This is a genomic window from Vibrio sp. QJM3NY_15 (genome assembly GCF_057785995.1).
Map to the genome: position 1 here is coordinate 41223 of NZ_CM173517.1, position 20606 is coordinate 61828.

Annotated in this window: 14 protein-coding genes and 5 tRNA genes; 12 read left to right on the forward strand and 7 right to left on the reverse strand. The window is 44.3% G+C overall.

Annotation, left to right across the window (positions count from 1 at the left end):
• Nucleotides 1-23 precede the first annotated feature (23 nt).
• Nucleotides 24-437: a c-type cytochrome gene (locus AC3CKG_RS00180; RefSeq protein WP_488528608.1), complete on the reverse strand. Its 414-nt coding sequence runs from the start codon at nt 435-437 to the stop codon at nt 24-26.
• A gap of 297 nt (nt 438-734) precedes the next feature.
• Here AC3CKG_RS00180 and AC3CKG_RS00185 point away from each other — a divergent pair.
• From AC3CKG_RS00185 to AC3CKG_RS00235, 11 genes are all read left to right on the forward strand, one after another.
• A tRNA-Arg gene (locus AC3CKG_RS00185) sits at nt 735-811 on the forward strand.
• Nucleotides 812-859: 48 nt separating this feature from the next.
• Nucleotides 860-935: transfer RNA gene (locus AC3CKG_RS00190), tRNA-His, on the forward strand.
• A gap of 77 nt (nt 936-1012) precedes the next feature.
• Nucleotides 1013-1089, forward strand: a tRNA-Pro gene (locus AC3CKG_RS00195).
• Between the two features lie 44 nt (nt 1090-1133).
• A tRNA-His gene (locus AC3CKG_RS00200) sits at nt 1134-1209 on the forward strand.
• Between the two features lie 55 nt (nt 1210-1264).
• Nucleotides 1265-1341 (forward strand) — tRNA-Pro (locus AC3CKG_RS00205).
• A gap of 951 nt (nt 1342-2292) precedes the next feature.
• Nucleotides 2293-4020: a dipeptide ABC transporter ATP-binding protein gene (locus AC3CKG_RS00210; protein ID WP_099167170.1), complete on the forward strand. Its 1728-nt coding sequence runs from the start codon at nt 2293-2295 to the stop codon at nt 4018-4020.
• 96 nt (nt 4021-4116) lie between these two features.
• Nucleotides 4117-5670 carry an ABC transporter substrate-binding protein gene (locus AC3CKG_RS00215; RefSeq protein ID WP_017112128.1) on the forward strand — a complete coding sequence of 518 codons (1554 nt, stop codon included), beginning with the start codon at nt 4117-4119 and terminating at the stop codon, nt 5668-5670.
• A gap of 178 nt (nt 5671-5848) precedes the next feature.
• Complete coding sequence (locus tag AC3CKG_RS00220) at nt 5849-6826, forward strand: ABC transporter permease (RefSeq protein WP_017112127.1); 978 nt, start codon at nt 5849-5851, stop codon at nt 6824-6826.
• 2 nt (nt 6827-6828) lie between these two features.
• Entirely contained in the window at nt 6829-7767 is a 939-nt protein-coding gene (locus AC3CKG_RS00225; protein ID WP_017112126.1) for an ABC transporter permease, read from the forward strand.
• Nucleotides 7768-7954: 187 nt separating this feature from the next.
• On the forward strand, nt 7955-8923 hold the full coding sequence (locus AC3CKG_RS00230; RefSeq protein ID WP_065106035.1) for an SPOR domain-containing protein: 969 nt from the start codon (nt 7955-7957) through the stop codon (nt 8921-8923).
• A gap of 203 nt (nt 8924-9126) precedes the next feature.
• A complete protein-coding gene (locus tag AC3CKG_RS00235; RefSeq protein WP_488528609.1) occupies nt 9127-10368 on the forward strand; it encodes an NADH:ubiquinone reductase (Na(+)-transporting) subunit B in 1242 nt (413 codons plus the stop codon).
• Nucleotides 10369-10444: 76 nt separating this feature from the next.
• Here AC3CKG_RS00235 and AC3CKG_RS00240 read toward each other — a convergent pair whose 3' ends face one another.
• The 6 genes from AC3CKG_RS00240 to AC3CKG_RS00265 form a co-directional block, all read right to left on the reverse strand.
• Nucleotides 10445-10696: a DUF6482 family protein gene (locus AC3CKG_RS00240; protein ID WP_065113334.1), complete on the reverse strand. Its 252-nt coding sequence runs from the start codon at nt 10694-10696 to the stop codon at nt 10445-10447.
• 141 nt (nt 10697-10837) lie between these two features.
• Nucleotides 10838-13633 carry a hypothetical protein gene (locus AC3CKG_RS00245; protein ID WP_488528610.1) on the reverse strand — a complete coding sequence of 932 codons (2796 nt, stop codon included), beginning with the start codon at nt 13631-13633 and terminating at the stop codon, nt 10838-10840.
• A gap of 120 nt (nt 13634-13753) precedes the next feature.
• Nucleotides 13754-14347, reverse strand: a complete 594-nt coding sequence (locus tag AC3CKG_RS00250) for an ECF-type sigma factor (protein ID WP_048665055.1) — start codon at nt 14345-14347, stop codon at nt 13754-13756.
• A gap of 2 nt (nt 14348-14349) precedes the next feature.
• Nucleotides 14350-15666, reverse strand: coding sequence for a serine/threonine-protein kinase (locus tag AC3CKG_RS00255; protein ID WP_488528611.1), 1317 nt, complete (start codon nt 15664-15666; stop codon nt 14350-14352).
• Between the two features lie 183 nt (nt 15667-15849).
• The gene (gene gorA, locus AC3CKG_RS00260) at nt 15850-17205 is read right to left on the reverse strand and encodes a glutathione-disulfide reductase (RefSeq protein ID WP_102249034.1); all 1356 of its coding nucleotides are present in this window, start codon (nt 17203-17205) and stop codon (nt 15850-15852) included.
• A gap of 188 nt (nt 17206-17393) precedes the next feature.
• Entirely contained in the window at nt 17394-18233 is an 840-nt protein-coding gene (locus AC3CKG_RS00265) for a 23S rRNA (adenine(2030)-N(6))-methyltransferase RlmJ (RefSeq protein WP_488528612.1), read from the reverse strand.
• 279 nt (nt 18234-18512) lie between these two features.
• Between AC3CKG_RS00265 and prlC the strand changes: the two genes are divergently transcribed.
• On the forward strand, nt 18513-20555 hold the full coding sequence (gene prlC / locus AC3CKG_RS00270) for an oligopeptidase A (RefSeq protein WP_488528613.1): 2043 nt from the start codon (nt 18513-18515) through the stop codon (nt 20553-20555).
• Nucleotides 20556-20606: the final 51 nt, after the last annotated feature.

Below are 20606 nucleotides of genomic sequence, written 5' to 3' on the forward strand. Positions count from 1 at the left end.
TTTTTATATCAATCTTTTGTGGCTTACAGGCCAGCAATCATGTGCTCGATAGCATCTTTGATTTCATCGTCAGAACAGTCCATACATGAACCTTTAGCAGGCATTGCATTGAAACCGTTGATTGCGTGATCTGCTAGGATGTCTCGGCCTTGTGCAATTCGTGGAGCCCAATCACCAGCATCGCCAGCTTTTGGAGCGCCGCTCACACCTGATGCGTGACAAGCAATACAGAAGGTTCCGTAAACTGCTGCGCCATCACGAGGGCCTGTTGGTTCAGCAACGACTGGCTCACTACCGACTAGGTATACTTGACCAACTGGTTTGATGCGCTCAGCAATAAGATCTTGCTCCGCTTCACTTAGGCTTGAAGCCATAACGCCAGTGGAAAAGGTTAAAGCTGCGATAACAACAGTTAAAATTCGACGAGACATATCCATTAAACTCACTTTACATTCCCAAGGTAAGTACATGCTTACCAATTTATAGTGTTAGAGGGGTGTGTTGATTTAAGTTGCAAAAAGCGACTGTTAAATCAATGTAAATAATGGGTGATTATATCCTGATAAGTTGTTGCAATAAACAACAACTTATAAGCTCCAGAGGGTTGTAGTACTCAAATAAGGGGTTTATCACATATTAACTGTCGAAAAAGAGACCAAACAGAAAAAAAAGTTAAAAAAGTACTAGACGACCTTAGGTGATATACGTATTATTCCACTCCGCCGACAGGGCATGCGCCTGTAGCTCAGCTGGATAGAGCGTTGGCCTCCGGAGCCAAAGGCCGAAGGTTCGAATCCTTTCAGGCGCGCCATCCGGTCTCTTACTTCGGTAAGTGAGAATTGGCAAAAAAGAAACAATGGTGGCTATAGCTCAGTTGGTAGAGCCCTGGATTGTGATTCCGGTGGTCGCGAGTTCGAATCTCGTTAGCCACCCCATTCTTTCTTTACAAAATAACGGTAGCTTCGGCTTCCAGTGTTGACTCATTATTCCCAAGAGTCGAGACAAAACTAGTCGGTGAATAGCGCAGCTTGGTAGCGCATCTGGTTTGGGACCAGAGGGTCGGGGGTTCGAATCCCTCTTCACCGACCACTATTTCAATAATCGCTTGATAGCGGTTATATAAAAAATTAGTGGTGGCTATAGCTCAGTTGGTAGAGCCCTGGATTGTGATTCCGGTGGTCGCGAGTTCGAATCTCGTTAGCCACCCCATTAATTTTGGTAACTTCTTTGAAGTTCCCTGTTTGAGAAATCAAACGAAACGTCTCGGTGAATAGCGCAGCTTGGTAGCGCATCTGGTTTGGGACCAGAGGGTCGGGGGTTCGAATCCCTCTTCACCGACCACCTTAAGAAGCCTCGTCAGAAATGACGGGGCTTTTTTTTCATCTGTAGATCACCAGATTGGAACCCAAGTGGGGTTCGCCTGATGTTCAAAGAATGTCTCTTCACCGATCGCTTAAGAAGCTACGTCAAAAAAAAGGGGCTTTTTTGCATCTATCGTATCGGAAATTCTTCAACTTTTTGTTTTTTGAGTGCTGGGAACTGACTTATTTCGATATTTTGCGTGGCACCACTTCAATCAAGTGCTCTCTATATAAAACACCCACCATAGATTTTCACGCCTCAATTGAGATAAATGCTTTATGAAATGTGCAGATCTATATCTAATTTTATATAAATAAATCACTCAATTATTCGACAGGTTAATAAGTTTGGTCTAAAGACTTTTATGAAAAGTGAAATCTGCCCCTAAATTTGCTCACTAAGGCCTGTAATTGACAGCTTTCTTTACTCCCAGTCGCTTAAATTCTTCTCTAATTTATTAAACCTTTCGTTTTTCTGGTTTGTATTCGTTGAAATAATAGGGAAGGTTGAATGTATGGCTAAATCAGTTCTATCTGGTTGTTTTATTTGCTTAAATTAATAAAATTAGTATTTGTTTCTATAGTGTTAATTGTTTTTTGGAATAATTATTTGTTTTTAGTGACTGGTAGTGAGATCTGCTTTGAACCATAGGTTTAACTCTACAAGTAAGTAGTAGTAAGGGATTTGTGAGTGTTTATTACCAACAATATGATGTTGTTTTTTCTTACTATATGCTCTCTATGTGAATAGTTATGTGGTACTTTTGCTTGCTAAGCGTTTAATGTCGACTTTTTATCCTATTTTTGTTGCTTTTCTGTGAATTATTTGCCAAATTGTCAACCGTATAAAATATCAGAACAATATTCTGGTAAGAATGGATTCAATTTTGCAGACAGGGCAGAGAGCTGCCAAAGCAGTAGAGGTCTGGTAATGTCACTTTTAGAAGTAAAAAATCTTCGTATCGAATACCCATCACGTCATGGTGTACACGCCGCAGTAAAATCATTGTCGTTTAGCATTGAGCGCGGCGAGATTGTCGGTGTTGTTGGTGAATCTGGCGCTGGTAAATCAACAGTCGGTAATGCTGTGATCGATTTGCTAAGCCCTCCCGGTCGTATTGCGAGCGGTGAAGTGTTCCTTGATGGCGAAAAAGTATCGGGTTTATCTCCGGAAGAGATGCGTAAAGTTCGCGGCTCTAAGATTGGATTTATCTTTCAAGATCCAATGACTTCTCTTAATCCTCTATTTACCGTAGAACAGCAATTAAAAGAAACCATCCATGCCAATATGAAGGTATCGGATGCAGAAGCTTATCAGCGTTCATTAGACTTAATGAACCAAGTGGGTATCCCACAACCTGAAAACCGCCTTAAACAGTATCCGCACCAATTCTCTGGAGGTATGCGTCAGCGTGTGGTTATCGCGATTGCATTGGCAGGCGAACCTGACCTGATCATCGCCGATGAACCAACAACCGCTCTAGACGTATCTATCCAAGACCAAATCTTAGGCCTGATTCGCGATCTATGTATTAAGAAAAACGTAGGTTGTATGTTGGTAACCCACGATATGGGTGTTGTATCTAACGTGACTGACCGTGTCGCAGTTATGTACCGTGGTGATCTGGTTGAATTCGGCCCAACGAAACAAGTATTGGGTACACCTGAGCACCCATACACGCACAGCTTGATTTCAGCCGTTCCTCGTTCAGACCGTAAACTCGACCGTTTTCCTCTTGTTAGCTACATCGAAGAAGCACACGAGATGGAAGCCTTAGATGTAAAAAATCACTGGTTAGGTCAAAGCCAAGATCATCGTGAATACACAGGTCCGCTACTGAACGTAGAAAACGTTAACCTGCGTTTTACGACAAAAGATTCTTTCTTCGAAAGTCGTCGCGAGTATGTGCAAGCTTCAAACAATGTAAGCTTTGAAGTACATGAAGGTGAAACCTTTGGTCTAGTGGGTGAATCTGGTTCTGGTAAATCAACCATTGCACGTGTGATTGCTGGCTTGTACGCCCCTAACTCAGGCAAAGTAACCTTTGAAGGTGTCGATCTTACTGGGCTTAAATCTGAAAAAGAACGTCGCCCAATGCGCCGTCAAATGCAGATGGTTTTCCAAAACCCGTATACGTCAATGAACCCGCGTATGAAGATTTTCGACATCATCGCAGAGCCAATTCGTTTCCATAAACTGACTCGCAACGAGAATGAAACTCGTCAGATTGTTCATGATTTGTTGGATCATGTTGGTCTTGGACAAATGGCAGGGGTTAAATACCCGCATGAATTCTCAGGTGGTCAGCGTCAGCGTATTTCTATCGCTCGTGCTTTGGCAACGCGACCTCGCCTATTGATTTGTGATGAACCAACATCGGCGTTAGATGTATCGGTACAGGCGCAGATCCTAAACCTATTAAAAGATCTACAAGACGAACTCAACCTAACCATGCTGTTCATCAGTCATGATTTACCGGTTATTCGTCAGATGTGTGATCGTGTTGGTGTGATGCAGATGGGTACGCTACTGGAAGTGGCGCCTACTGAGCAGTTATTTAACTCTCCACAGCATGAATATAGCCAACACCTGATTTCTTTAATGCCTGAATTTACGGGCTTACGAGAAGAAAAAGCAGTGGCACAAGCCGCAATATAAATTTCAGCAGGGTAGAGGCTTAGCCTGCCTGAAATACAATAACAGACGCAAATACAACAACTAGGGATCTGGATTCCCGCATGAAGGAGTTATGCAATGAAAACCATGAAAAGCAAATTAGCAGTAGCTTTGATGGCAGCTGGCCTAAGCTTTAGTGCAGCAGCAGCAGATATTACTGTTGGCTACGCAGCTGACCCAGTGTCACTTGACCCGCACGAGCAGCTATCTGGCGGCACACTGCAAATGTCTCACATGGTGTTTGACCCTCTAGTACGTTTCACTCAAGAGATGGATTTTGAAGGCCGCCTAGCGACAAGCTGGGAACGTGTCAATGAAACGACTTTCCGCTTTAATCTACGTCAGGGTGTTAAATTCCACTCAGGCAATGAACTAACAGCTGACGATGTTGTGTGGACATTCGAACGTCTACAAGCATCTCCAGACTTTAAGTCTATCTTCACGCCTTACGAGAAGATGGTAAAAGTGGATGACTACACAGTTGAACTAGTCTCTAAAGCGGCTTACCCACTAGTACTACAAACAGCAACTTACATCTTCCCAATGGACAGCAAGTTTTACTCAGGCCAAACAGCCGAAGGTAATGACAAATCTGAGCTAGTTAAGCACGGTAACTCGTTCGCTTCTACAAACGTTTCAGGTACAGGTCCATTCATCGTTACTCAACGTGAGCAAGGCGTTAAAGTAACGTTTGAGCGTTTCAACGATTACTGGGATACAGAAACGAAAGGTAACGTAGACAAGCTAACATTGGTTCCAATCAAAGAAGATGCAACACGTGTTGCGGCACTTCTTTCTGGCGATGTAGACATGATTCACCCAGTAGCACCTAACGATCACAAGCGTGTTAAAAACGCTAAAAACATCGATCTAGTGACGCTGCCTGGTACTCGTATCATTACGTTCCAAATGAACCAAAACAGCAACGAAGCGCTTAAAGATGTTCGCGTTCGTCAAGCAATCGTTCATGCGATTAACAATGAAGGTATTGTTAAGAAAATCATGAAAGGTTTCGCTACTGCAGCTGGTCAACAAAGCCCAACAGGCTACGCGGGTCACGATGATGCACTCGTACCTCGTTACGACCTGAAAAAAGCAAAAGAGCTAATGAAGGAAGCGGGCTACGAAGATGGCTTTACGCTAACGATGATGGCGCCAAACAACCGTTACGTGAACGATGCAAAAGTTGCTCAAGCGTCTGCGGCAATGCTATCTAAGATTGGTATCAAAGTTGATCTTAAAACGATGCCTAAAGCACAGTACTGGCCTGAGTTTGACCTATGTTCAGCAGACATGATGATGATCGGTTGGCACTCAGATACAGAAGATTCAGCTAACTTCAGTGAGTTCCTAACAATGACTCGTAACGAAGAAACGGGTCGTGGCCAATACAACTGTTCTGGTTACTCAAACCCAGAGATGGATGCAATTGTAGAAGCTTCTAACACTGAAACTGACCCTGTTAAGCGTTCTGAAATGCTGAAAGGCGTTGAAGCAACACTTTACAACGACGCAGCGTTTGTTCCTCTTCACTGGCAAAGTGAAGCGTGGGGCGCGAAGTCGAACGTAGGTGCAGCAGACGTAGTAAACCCAATGGTTATGCCTTACTTCGGCGACCTAGTTGTAAAATAATCTAGCTTGCTAGAATCGAGAGCCTGAAGCTTTTCAGGCTCTCGAATTATTAAGAAATAGATTTAAGTTTCGGTATTTGGTCTTCCTTCAGTCTGGCTAAATACCTTTTTTAAGACTGAAATTTTTTATCTAGTCGCGGATTTTGATTAGATAGTCATGGATAGATAAGGGGCAAGGAATGGTTACGTTTCTGGTCAAGCGCCTGTTTCAGGCACTGATAGTGATGTTTGTGATCAGTTTGGTGGCGTTTGCCATACAGGATAACCTGGGCGACCCGTTGCGTGAGTTAGTCGGTCAATCTGTTTCAGAATCGGAGCGTCAAGCGCTGCGTGATGAACTCGGCTTAAATGATCCCTTCATTACAAAATACACTCGCTTTGTAGGCGCTGCTCTACAGGGTGATCTTGGTACTTCGTACTTCTTTAAGCGTCCGGCTGTGGACGTGATTCTCGATAAGCTAGTAGCCACACTAGAGTTAGTGTTTGGCGCTTCTATTATTATTGTTTGCCTGTCGATTCCACTAGGCGTTTACTCTGCTATTCACCCTAAGAGCTTTTTTACCAAGCTTATTATGGCGGGCAGTAGCGTTGGTATCTCGGTTCCTGTGTTCTTGACGGCCATTATGTTGATGTATGTATTCTCTATCGAGTTAGGCTGGCTACCGTCCTTTGGTCGTGGTGATACGGCAAACTGGTTTGGTTGGGAATCTGGCTTCCTAACGCTTGATGGCTTGGCTCACCTTGTGCTTCCAAGTATTGCTTTGGCTTCAATCATGCTGCCGCTGTTCATTCGTCTCGTGCGTTCTGAAATGCTGGAAGTATTGAGCTCGGAATACATCAAATTCGGCAAAGCGAAAGGCTTGGCTTTAAACAAAATCTATTACCAACATGCATTGAAAAACACCATGCTACCGGTACTTACCGTTGGTGGTGTTCAGATTGGTACTATGGTGGCTTACACCATTCTTACTGAAACGGTTTTCCAGTGGCCAGGTACAGGCTTCTTATTCTTAGAAGCAATCAACCGTGTAGATACACCACTGATTACCGCATACGTTATTTTTGTTGGTCTTATTTTCGTAGTGACTAACACGATTGTTGATTTGCTTTACGGTGTTATCAACCCAACCGTTAATATCACAGGGAAAGGAGCATAATCATGGAACAGACATCGACAGTGCCGTCTCGCTGGGAACGTTTTAAGCAATCTGACATTGTGTATTACTTCTTACGCGACAAAGTGGCAATGGTGAGTTTTGCCATTTTCTCAATCTTCTTAGTGATGGCTCTAGCTGCACCTATTCTAGCGCCAACAGACCCGTACGACGTGACATCGATTGATATCATGGACTCAGAACTTCCACCATCATGGATGGAAGACGGCGAAGATCGCTTCTTGCTAGGAACGGATGAGCAAGGCCGTGATATTTTATCGACCATGCTTTACGGTTCGCGTTTATCACTGACCATTGGTTTCTTAGCGGTAGGTCTACAACTGACGCTTGGTATCATCATTGGCTTGTCTGCGGGTTACTTTGGTGGCCGTATTGATAGCTTCTTGATGCGTTTTGCGGATGTTCAGCTCTCTTTCTCGACCATGATGGTTGCGATCATTGTCTCGGCCATCTTTAAGGCAAGCTTTGGTAGTGACTTTTATGCGCAATACGCCGTTGTCATGCTGGTGGTCATCATTGGTATTGCCGAATGGCCTCAGTATGCGCGTACCATTCGTGCATCAGTATTGGCAGAGAAGAAGAAAGAATATGTAGAAGCAGCTCGCGTGATGGGCTTTAAAGCGCCACGTATTATGTTCCGCCATATTCTACCGAACTGTTTATCGCCAATTTTGGTTATCTCTACGGTACAGGTGGCAAATGCCATCATGTCGGAAGCGGCACTTTCTTTCCTAGGTTTAGGTTTGCCAGTCGACCAACCGTCACTAGGTGCCCTGATCAGTACCGGCTTTAACTACATTTTTTCTGGAGCATGGTGGATCACAGCATTCCCAGGTGTGCTTTTGGTAACACTCGTTCTAGTGATCAACCTATTAGGTGACTGGTTACGTGATGTATTTAACCCTAAAATTTATAAAGGGTGATAACACGGATTGATTTTTAGTAAAAAAAATCACTAAACTAAGGGCCGTAAGCAATTACGGCTCTTTTTTTGCTTAATGGATCTGGAACTAAGTATTATTGACATGGTCAATAATACTTAAAATGGAATTCATGTTTTATCGACATAGAATCGGTAACAATTAGCCCGAGAGGGTTTAAGTGGTGGTTATGAAATTGACAATGAATGCTGTATGTCGTGCTGTGAGTAAAAATTATCGTATGGGGCTTATTGCTGCATCCCTCTTGGCATCGAGCCAGGTTAATGCAGAATCGGTTCTATGTGATGCTACTCAAGCAAGCACTAATCAATTACCACAGCTAGAACAATCATGTCCGATCGGTAAGGGTGTTTGGGGCAGCAAGGCGCCTAAACGTCATTCAGCTAATGAACTGTTTTGGGTTCAATGTGGCCTGCTTAATAAGCCTTTGTCATTGAGCCGAGCGAAGCCTCTTTATGAAAAGATCTCGACCAATGTATGGATGAAGCCTGAAGGTGGCGACTATCGTTGTCTGATTGGTCCTTATTCGACATTCTCTGATGCGAGAAAAGATCTGGCTCAGGTGCGTAAAGTGTCTGGATACAGTGAAGCTTTCATTCGTATGGTTGATAAGTCTCAGACCTCGTCACAGCCTATCGTTGCAAAACCGGCAGAGCCAAAAATGGCTAAGACTAAGGCGCCTGTAAAATCAAAACCAGTAGCGAAGCCTGCACCGAAACCCGTGGTCGCGACTTCAGCGGTAGCTGCAACGAGTGCTGCCGCAATCCAAGCGATTCCTAGCAATGGTTCAAGTTCGGGCAATGATCTGGATATCGAAGTTCGTGTGACCGCCAATGTTGCGGGCAACAAATACGCAGTGCCATATTTGTCGGACCATAAACAGCAGTTCTATATGGAACAGGGAAAGCCTTGGAGTCGTCTAGATTTTGGTAGTGCGGAACTTGTGTGTAATCAGATCGGCATGAAGTTGATGAATGAACAGCAGTGGCAGAGTATCCTTGGCTCAAAAGTCATGGAAAAGCAGAACTGGCCAATGCACTTACCTTATTGGGGAGCGGATAAAAAAGGCCTGTTCACTAACGGTAACGTAAACCAGCTCAAAGGCTCTTCATTACTCAACGTGATGTGCGTTAAGTAACAACGACCGTTATAAGATTAAACAAGCCTCAGCCATTGCTGGGGCTTTGTTGTTTATGCGTCTAGCTTTCTCAACGTCGGTTTTGCTGTTGAATACTGACTCGTTTCATCAATACAAATTTGATTAAAAATCGCTAAAAATTGTTCAAATAGAGCAGTTGGTGCGTAGAAAACCATAACTCAAGCAATAAGGTGATTGAGATTATGAGTTTGAAGAAACGATTAGAAGACGTAGCCCCGCGTTTTGAAGCTGGGGGTAAGTACGAAAAGCTTTACCCAGTCTATGAGGCGTTTGCCACCATCTTTTACACGCCCGGCAACGTAAACCGAGGCCAGACCCATGTTAGAGACAGTATCGATCTCAAACGAATCATGATTCTGGTGTGGCTGGCGACTTTCCCTGCCATGTTCTGGGGCATGTATAACGTCGGGCACCAGAGTGTCTCGGCACTAACATCCAGTTATCAACTTAACGAACTTACCTCGGCTATTGAGAGTAGTTGGCGCTTGTCGTGGGCATTTGGTGATGTACAGTCCTTAATTGCAAGTGGCTGGGGGAGTCAGATGTTGCTCGGCGCCCTCTACTTCTTACCTGTGTACGCGACGGTTTTCGTTGTCGGTGGTTTTTGGGAGGTGTTGTTTGCCGTTGTGCGTAAACATGAGGTGAACGAAGGCTTTTTTGTTAGCTCGGTTTTGTTTGCCTTAATTCTTCCACCGACTATCCCGTTATGGCAAGCAGCGCTAGGTATCACCTTTGGTATCGTTGTCGCGAAAGAGCTGTTTGGTGGTACAGGCCGCAACTTCCTTAACCCAGCCCTTGCAGGTCGAGCCTTTCTCTACTTTGCTTATCCTGCCAACATGTCGGGAGGTTTAGTATGGGTGGCAGCCGATGGTTATTCTGGCGCAACACCTTTAAGCCAATGGTATGAAGGTGGCAGCACGTCACTCATCAATAACATGACTGGCGAGGCGATCACTTGGATGGATGCGTTTGTTGGTAATATTCCGGGTTCGATGGGCGAGGTTTCTTCATTGCTTATCATGTTGACGGGTTTGATTCTGATTGTCATGAGGATCGCCTCTTGGCGCATTGTTGCGGGTGTGATTATTGGCCTTGTGGCGACCTCTAGTTTGATGAACTGGATTGGCTCTGATTCCAACTCGATGTTCTCTATGCCGTTCTACTGGCACTTTGTGTTGGGTGGTGTTGCCTTTGGTACTTTCTTCATGGCAACCGACCCAGTTTCTGCCGCATTTACTAATCAGAGTAAGTGGGCTTACGGGATTCTTATTGGTGTGATGACGGTTGGTATTCGAGTGCTCAACCCTGCTTATCCAGAGGGCATCATGTTGGCGATCCTGTTCGCCAACCTCTTCGCACCATTGTTCGATTTTATTGTGAAAGAGCAAAACATCAAACGCAGACAAAAACGCACAGCACGATAAGAAATAAGCCCCCAAAGAAAAAGGCTTGCAGATGTGCAAGCCTTTCAATTTTTATCGCGATTGATTTGAGGTTGATTTAACTCCACTTCAAATCAATCTCGAAAGGTTGTGTGCTACCACAGTGTTCACCACACATTTCGTCGTAGGCGCTGTTGTGAACTAACATTGCCGATGCTACGCCTTGATCGCTAAAGTGATCGCGTGCTTGGTTTACACTCAAAAACTTCATTGGGTGCTGGTGGTCGTCTTTGATTAACTGCTTTTGCTCGCCGATGATTTGGTAAGCCAAGTAGATCCCGCCTTCAAATGATTCAATTAGTAGGTTCATAATGAGCTCTGTCCTTTTAGTGTTGATTTATTTTCCCTACGCAGAATTTCAGTTGAAGGTTCAGATCGTACGCATAAAAAAGCCTTGTCGAGAGCGACAAGGCTTAATGTTAGTTAAATTATATGTTGAACTAATTCAACTTTATCTTGCGAAACTAAACAGGATGTCTGCAAATTTACCAAGTTTTTCTTCTTTCACTTCACCATGAATGGTTCTAATACCGCTCGTGATTGGAGTGATAGAAGTAAAATCGATACCACAGCTGTTATTTTGTTCAGAACCAAAGTACTGGACTTCCCAGCTAAATGGTGTGCCTGACATTGAGTACACGTTGAATGTGTAGTTTGATTTTACTTCTTCACAGCTCATTTTAACGTGAATGTCTGCATCCGCTACGCCACTCTCACACATGTTAATATCAGTGCAATTGTCATCTACATCATTCATAGCAGCGTCAACATCCATATCATTAATGTTGCCATTTTGGTCAATATAATGAAGAGTACCTTCAACCCATACGTCATCAGCTACGCCATCAGTAATGCGTTGAGATATTAAGGCATTCAACTGTTGCGGAGTCGTATAGGCAGGGTACATTTCCTCAAAAGTCATACTTTCTACTTTGCCGTCAATTGAATAGTCAAAAGTTTCTGTATTTTGGAACACAAAGTAGTCTTGGTACTTTTGAGCACTATAGCGAATAGCGAATGATTCATCACCATCATTGATATTAAGTACATACCCCCCATTAGCATCAATAGTGTATGAACCAAGTGGCTCAAAATTATTGTTGTTAGCAGGAGAAGACGAAGTATTAATCTCAGGGCAAGAAGTAAAGCTTTCTTGGGTACGAGTGTATGCGTAGAGCGTTTGTGTTTCTGAATCGAAATATCGAACCTCACAAGCTAAGCCTGTACCTTCATCATTGTAGTTTTCTAGTGCTGATTGATACAAATACTGGTCTGCGATAGATGTTGTGGGAGGTGTAACTTCTCCTGGCTGAACGTTAGGCAATCTAAACGTTACCATTTCTGATTCAATATCGTTTTTCTCACCACCAGAGAAGTTGATTCCTTGTGCGACATATAGAACAACATTATTGGTCTCTGATGTTGGGCGTCCGCTTAATGTCACTAAGCCCGAGCTATCAACACTTACCGAGACTCCCGGGATTGGGTTGCTTGGCGTTTCATTATCATGTGGAGCATAGTGAGCATAGTATTCAATATCGCCCGAAACCTTTGAGCTAAACAGGTTTGCAACACTGAAAGCTTCTTCAAAGTCTTTACCAACAGTCAGTGACCACTGCGTCGTAATTTGTGCTTGTAAATCGGCTTCTAACGCTTCGTTAATACTGATGCTGCCAGCTTGCACTGGAGGCACGGTAAAGTTCGCTGGTGCAGACGCTAAGAAGGTTGAAGTGTGACCATCATCAGCATGAATGGTGAAGTTTACCTTGTGGCTATTAACCTGTTGTGGGTAACCCGTTATGTGAATCACGTCAGATACTGAATCGTACTCAGATTGAAGGCCAGGAACCGCACTGTCGATATTTGTTGTGTATGTTAGGTGGGAATCCTCACGATCTTCAAACAACGTACCTACTGGGATCTCTCCGGTAAACTGGGCGCCTTGGATTAGGTTCCATGTAGATACAATTTCAGTCTGGATTCGTGTTTCTTCCGTATCCACAACGCTTGGTGGTGTATTGAGTAGATCAACATTGAATGAGAAAGTAGTACGCAGTGTGCTGGTTACTTTCGCATCTTCATCTTGTGTGTCTTTGTCTTCTGCTTCAAACGTAATTGTGTAGCTGCGTTGTGGATTCTCCAACGAGCCTGAACTTGATAATGTTAACGTAGTACCACTTTCATCAAGATCAGCAGTGATCTCTCCTTCGCCATCAATTTTAACGCTAGGCCTTACCGGAGTTAGAGCACCGCCTACTGAATACTTATCTTCAAAAAGATTGTTTGGTACTTCAATCGTTTCTAAAACAGTATCTGTTTCGGTAATTTTGAGTGTATGGATCTGTTGCTGTATCGCTGATGCTGCTGATGGATTAACTAACAGCTTGAAGTTGCGAATAGCGGTCTCTGGCTCTGTTGGATCAATGATTGGCCTGTCGTTTACCAGATTCTCATCGCCCATATTGTCTTCTGTAACGATTTCTTCTGATTTTTCAGTAGCCGTGTCCGTGATTACCTCAATTTTTTTTTCGTATTCTGAAGGGTTTTTCGCTTTTGACTCCGTAAGGATCTGCGCAGTTTTATGAAGTCGAGCACTTTGCAGATTGCTCTTAGAGTCTTCTACAAAGTCAGAGAAAAGATCAATAGGTGCTTCTTCTGTTCCACCAAGGTTGCTACTTACTGCTGACATAGCAGCTTCAAGTGTGCTGTTATTTTTGCGCATCTCGATAGCGACTAGATCGGTAATTGGAGATATAACGACACCTTCACCTTCATCAACCTTTGGTGTGAGCAGTACGACAGCGTTGGACATAGGTTGGCCCGGAAGGTCCATATCTCTTGTATATAGATCTAACAGTTTATCCAGTGATTTTGTATTGTCAGGAAGAGTACTCAGTTTCTGAGCCAGCTCTGGGGTTACATCACCAGGACGGAGTGTTTGTAAACCTAGGCTGTGTTTGACCTCTGTATTTTTCGGTAGTGTTAATTCACCGGTTTCATCTGTTAGACCGAACACAGTATCGATATCTAGATTCAGTTTCCCGTTGTCGTCCACATCAGCAAACACTACGGCGTTATGGAAGTAGCCATCAAAACCTTTTACGACAATGTTACTCGATTTATCACCTGAACCGCCGCTAGGGGGAGTTCCATCATTGTCAGGGGTATTGCTTGTATGGGGGCTATCACTCCCACAACCCGCTAAGCCTAGTGCCACCGCAGCCGCTAATAACGTTACCTTTTTCATTTTTTATCCTTACTCTGAAGAGTAATTATTTTTAGGTTAATTAAGATCTGCGGCGTTTTTACCTTTCTAGAGTGGATTTCACAAGACACGAGATTTGAGTGAAATACCGTAAATTATTTTTCAATAAATTGGGTTGTGCTGCGTGTTTATTTTTCTTGTTAACCAACAGCGAGAAAACTTTAAATCCTTTTCAATTAGGCTGTCGCTACAAGTTAGAAGCTGGCTAATTTCTTGAGTTTGAAGCCCCATAAGGTATTTCAGTTTGAATGCTTGTGATTGCCTTGGGTAATTCAAAGTAAAGTGGTCAACAACCTTATCCATAATGATGAGTTGCTCGAAATGCCTGTCTTCTTGAGGGGGGACTTTTGTGGGCAGTTGGCGTTTCTGTGCCTGTTGACGTCGAGCGTTATCGATAAGTATTTGTCGCATGATTTTTGCTGCCATTAACAGGAAATCACGAGTGTCTTCTATTGATTGAGTATCGGCAAAAGAGAGCTTTAGGTAAGCATCGTGAACTAACGCCGTTGTGTTGTTGATGCTATTCCAAGACACCCAACAACTTTGCTCATGCTTGGTCGTGCTCCTTTTTCTCTCTTTTTGAGCGAGAGCGTAGAGGTGGGCGTAAGCGAAACGATAGAGTTTCTGTTCTGCCCATTTGTGCCCAGCTTTCCAATCTCTCATGATCGACTCTATATCAGTCAGTTGGTTACTCATGGTTAGCAGTTTCCTTTTGTTGACTCTGTCCTAGTTGTTTGTGGGGCAATTATTCGTAACAGTTTCATCTTTGTTTTTGTTGGTATACCAGGATCGCCTAAAACCGCTTTATGGGTATGTTTTAGTACTGTATTGATCGATGCTTTCGACTTAGGGCTCTCTTTTATTTGAGAAAGCGTTCGGACAAATTGCCTTGTGACTCTTTCTGATGCGCGCTTTTCTACTTGAAGTTGTTGGTTTTTTTTGATCAAAGGCGTGTAGAAACCAACACCACACCAAATGAGCACAGTAGATAAAGCACATTGAATTGGACGGCGTTGGCATAGCTTCAGAGCGGAATAAAATGGTTGGTCTTGATATGCGGAGATTGGACGACAAGCGATCAGCTGCGTAATGTCGTTATAGAGTTCATTGGTACTCGAATAGCGCAGTAAGGCGTGGCTTCGTGTCGCTTTTTGAATTATGCAGTTTAGGTCCCCCTGACTTATCGGTAGTTTAGGAAACATGAAGCTTAAGACCTTTCCTAGAGCGTAAATATCGCATCGGACTGTGGGGGGGCTTCCGCTGATTTGCTCTGGACTAGCGTAGTTATGACTGTAGGCATTGATAGTAAGTGGGTGAGCTGATAATTGGTCACTGATTCCTCTCATTAAATTAAAGTCGAGTATCTTTGGGCTCCCCTCACAATCGATTAATATATTTTCTGGCTTCAAGTCGGTATGCAGCACTTGGTGTTTGTGTGCGTGTGATATAGCAGAGCATATCTTTAAAAATAGATTGAGCTTTTTGGGGTAGCTCAGGGTGTAGGTCGCAAGGTACTCGTTCAACGTGCAACCTTTAATATGTTCCATAACGATGTAGACAGACCCTTCATGTGTCCCTCCATCGATCACCTTGGTTATATATGGGTGATTCAACGTCGCAAGTGCTTGTGCTTCTTGAAACAGATACTCTTTATCGATGAGGTGGGATAAAGCGGGTTGAATGAGTTTTATGGCAAGATCTTGATGGAATGTCTTATCCACTCGAGTAGCAGCATAGACAACCCCAATACCGCCACGACCTATTTCGTAAGATAGGTGGTATTTATCAATGCATGTATCAGAGAAGTTAGCTTTTTTGTCGGTAGCTTGAAGGGCGCTTACACCAAAGATGTGTGTAAGAGGCTCTAGAGCTGACGTGCAGAGAAGGGGATAAATCTTGTTATACAGTTCGACTTGGTGTGATTTTAGTTCTTTTAGGTATTTTGTTTTTTCTGCCTCAGATAGGTCCAATAATTGATAAAAAAGATCGGTTATATGGGTGTTGGCTACTGACATTGTCGCTTGTTCAAGAATTATTATGAACGGGATTCTATAAGTACGAGCTATAGATTTTGCTGAGATTTGACAATCTTTTATAATTTTTTATATATCAGTGCTTTGTGTGTTCTTTTTTTGTTCAAGGTGGTTAATAAAAAGCAGGCCTAAGCCTGCTTCTATCTTTAATCTTATGATCTGCGATTAACGCATCGTCACAAACTCTTCGCTGCCCGTTGGGTGAATTGCTACAACAGAGTCGAAATCTGCTTTGGTTGCGCCCATTTTCATTGCAACGCCGAAGCCTTGAATCATTTCATCAACAGTGAAACCGATGCCGTGTAGGCCAACTACAGTCTCTTCTTCACCAGCACATACTAGCTTCATCTTACAAGGTTGACGGTGCTGAGTGACTGCAGTGTACATTGCAGTAAAACCAGACGTGTATACCTTGATGTTGTCTTTGCCGTATTGCTCTTCAGCTTCTTGAGTCGTTAGACCAATAGTACCGATAGGTGGGTGGCTGAATACAACAGTAGGTACTAGCTTGTAGTCCATCTTTGCGTTGGTTTGACCGTTGAATAGACGCTCAGAAAGCTGACGACCTGCTTTAACAGCAACAGGTGTTAGCTCGATACCGCCTTCCATGATGTCGCCAACACAGTATATGCCAGGAACGTTGGTTGCTTGGAACTCGTCTACTTTGATGTAGCCACGGTCGTTAGTTGCAACGCCAGTTGATGCTAGGTTGATAGCGTCAGTAGCTGGGTGACGGCCGATAGCCCAGATTAGGTGGTCAACGTTTTGAGTGTTGCCGTTCTCTAGGTGCAGAGTCAGTGTGCCATCTGCTTCTTTCACTACTTCTTTAGGAACTGAGTGCGTGTGAAGTGTTGGACCTTCCGCTTCCATTACTTCAACCAGTGTTTCTACGATCATTGGATCGAAGCTACGTAGTGGTGACTCTTTACGACAGAACAGGTGTGTTTCTGTGCCAAGTGCACTTAGTACGCCTGCGATCTCAACTGCGATGTAGCCCGCGCCGATAACAGCAACACGTTTAGGTTGCTCCATCAGGTCGAAGAAACCGTTTGAGTCGATACCGTGCTCTGCGCCAGGGATGTTTGGAATGGTTGGACGACCACCTACCGCGATCAGAATGTGATCCGCTGTGTAGTGTTCACCGTTAACTTCAACGGTTTTTTCGTCAACAAACTTAGCAAAGCCTTTGATTACGTTTATTTTGTTGTTACCAAGAACGCGATCGTAAGATTGGTGGATACGACCAATGTACGCTTGGCGGTTTTCAACCAGTTTGCCCCAGTTGAAGCCTTTTACGTCAACGTCGAAGCCGTAGTCTTTTGAATATAGGTTGATTGCCTCAGCAACCTGAGCACCGTGCCACATAACCTTTTTAGGAACACAACCAACGTTTACACAAGTACCACCAAGGTCTTGAGCTTCGATAAGTGCAACTTTTGCACCGTGCATTGCTGCGCGGTTAGCTGATGCGATGCCGCCTGAACCGCCGCCGATACAGATGTAATCAAAATGAGTCGCCATTACTTTCTCCATTTATTGAAGGCTGTGGGTACAGTGAGCGCACTGAACACCTACGTCCTATAGATTCTTAAATTGTCTAATTATTATATTGAGGGCAGATCGGTTGAACTCAATCTCCCTGTTTAAAATTTATTCGTGTACGTCACAGTCTGTTGAAGATTCTGCAAACTATGACGTTAAGTTCGAGATTACTCGGGTACGATCCACTCTACTTTGAAGTGACCGGTTGCCGGCGCAATTGCTTCCTTCAAGAATGGAAGAATTTCGTTCATTTGGCTTTCTAGCTTCCAAGGCGGGTTGATAACAATCATGCCTGATGCTGTCATGCCACGCTCGTTGGTGTCTGGTGATACGCCAAGTTCGATTTGTAGAATCTTGTTGATACCTAAGCCTTCTAGCCCTTCGATCATGTCTTCGATATCACAACGGTTTACCACTGGGTACCAAATTGCGTAGATACCGGTTGCCCAGCGCTTATGGCTTTGAGCAATCGCAGTCACCACATCGCGGTACTCTTTTGCCAGCTCATAAGGTGGGTCGATAAGCACTAAACCACGACGTTCTTTTGGTGGCAGGCTGCCCTTTAAGCGTTGGAAGCCATCTTCTTTGTAGATAGACACCTGACGATCGCGGTGGAACTCTTGCTCAAGCAGAGGGTGGTCTGCAGGGTGAAGTTCGGTTAATACCATGCGGTCTTGATCACGCAGGTGTGCACGTGCAACACGTGGTGAACCTGGATAGAAACGCAGTTTTTCGCCATTGTTGAGTACAGAGATAGACTCAAGGTAGCTTTGAATGTCTTCAGGAAGTTCTGTTTGTGCCCAGACGCGTGCAATACCTTGTTTGTATTCGCCAGTTTTTTCAGACCATTCATGCGTTAAGTCGTAACGACCTACACCAGAGTGAGTGTCATGGTAAACAAAAGGCTTATCCTTTTGTTTCAAAGAATTAAGAATAAGGCTCTGTACGATATGCTTTACTACGTCGGCATGGTTGCCCGCGTGGAAGCTGTGGCGATAACTTAACAAATTAAACTCTCGTAACACTCTCGAATTAGAGTGTGGTTAGTGTAGGTGGGGTTAATTTGACTATTATAACCCCCAATGGACCATAAATTCTCGAACAATTCAGGAACAGTCGTTCGCAATATGCAGTTAGTTATTGGTTCTACTATTGAAATTTGCCTTCATGGGCACTATTTAATAACTATTCGCAGGTGATTTTTTAGGGCGATCCTTAGCCTGATGACTGTAAGACGACCTCATTACAAAAAAGACGAAAGTCTCTAAAGCCAAAGGAATGTTTATATGTCTAATCCGCTATTAACCTTCACGGACTTACCTCCGTTTTCACAGATCAAACCTGAGCACGTTAAGCCAGCGGTTGAGCAAGTGATTGAAGAGTGTCGCAACAAGATAGAACAAGTACTTGAAGGTAATACTTCACCAAGCTGGGACAACCTCGTTGCTCCGATTGAAGAAGTGGATGATCGTTTAGGTCGCATTTGGTCACCTGTAAGCCATATGAATTCTGTGATGAACAGCGATGAGCTGCGTGACGCTTATGAGAGCTGCTTACCTGTACTTTCTGAGTACGGCACGTGGGTTGGTCAACATAAAGGTTTGTTCGAAGCGTATAAAGCGATCAAGGCGAGTGAAGCATTCTCGGCATTAGACCAAGCTCAACAAAAAACGATTACCGACGCACTGCGTGACTTTGAATTGTCAGGCATTGGCTTACCCGCAGACGAGCAGCACCGCTACGGCGAGATCAGCAAGCGCCAGTCTGAGCTGGGTTCTCAATTCTCAAACAATGTGCTTGATGCAACCATGGGTTGGATCAAGCAGGTAACAGACGTGGCTGAACTGGCCGGTATGCCTGAGTCGGCATTGGCAGCAGCACAAGCCGCGGCAGAAGCTAAAGAGCAGGAAGGTTACCTACTGACTCTAGATATCCCATCATACCTGCCGGTGATGACGTACTGTGATAACCAAGAACTGCGTAAAGAGCTGTACGAAGCTTACGTAACCCGTGCTTCAGATCGTGGTCCAAATGCGGGCAAGTGGGACAACACTGAGATCATCACTGAACAACTTAAGCTGCGTCACGAGATCGCACGCATGCTTGGCTTTAGCACTTACAGCGAAAAATCTCTGTCGACTAAGATGGCAGAAACGCCAGACCAAGTACTTGGTTTCCTTAACGACCTAGCAGTAAAAGCCAAACCACAAGGTGAGCGCGAAGTAGAAGAGCTACGTCAGTTTGCTGAGAAAGAGTTTGGTGTCTCTGAGCTAAACCTATGGGACATCGCTTACTACAGCGAGAAACAAAAACAGAACTTGTTCGAGATCTCTGATGAAGAGCTTCGTCCATACTTCCCTGAGTCGAACGCAGTGTCTGGTTTGTTCGAAGTACTAAACCGTGTGTTTGGTATGTCTGTGACTGAGCGTGAAGGTGTGGATACATGGCATGATTCAGTGCGCTTCTTTGACATCTTTGATGCGACAGGCACATTGCGCGGTAGCTTCTACCTAGATCTATACGCACGTGAACACAAACGTGGTGGCGCTTGGATGGATGACTGTCGCGGTCGTCGCATTACTCAATCTGGTGATCTACAAACGCCTGTTGCTTACCTAACGTGCAACTTCAACAAGCCAGTTGGTGATAAACCAGCACTGTTTACTCACGATGAAGTGGTCACTTTGTTCCACGAATTTGGCCATGGCATTCACCACATGCTAACGCAAGTTGAAGCGGGCGCAGTTGCGGGTATCAACGGTGTGCCTTGGGATGCCGTTGAGCTACCAAGTCAGTTCCTAGAAAACTGGTGTTGGGAAGAGGAAGCGCTGTCGTTCATTTCTGGTCACTTCGAAACAGGTGAAGCGCTACCAAAAGAGATGCTAGAGAAGATGCTAGCGGCGAAAAACTTCCAATCTGCGATGTTTATCCTGCGTCAGCTAGAGCTTGGCCTGTTCGATTTCACACTGCACACAGAATACGATCCAGAAGTCGGCGCTCGTGTACTCGAAACGTTAGCGGATGTTAAGTCTAAGGTATCGGTACTGCCAAGCCTAGATTGGAACCGCTTCTCACACAGCTTTGGTCACATCTTTGCTGGTGGCTACAGCGCGGGTTACTACAGCTACCTGTGGGCAGAAGTGCTATCGGCAGATGCGTTCTCAGCATTTGAAGAAGAGGGTATCTTCAACACTGAAACCGGTAATCGCTTCCTGAACAACATCCTTGAAATGGGTGGTAGTGAAGAGCCAATGGAGCTGTTCAAACGCTTCCGCGGTCGTGAGCCTCAAATCGATGCGATGCTGCGTCATGCGGGTATCAGCGCGTAATTGCTATCATTTCCGTAACTGCGGTAGTTGCTTAGCTCTATTGCGAGTTAA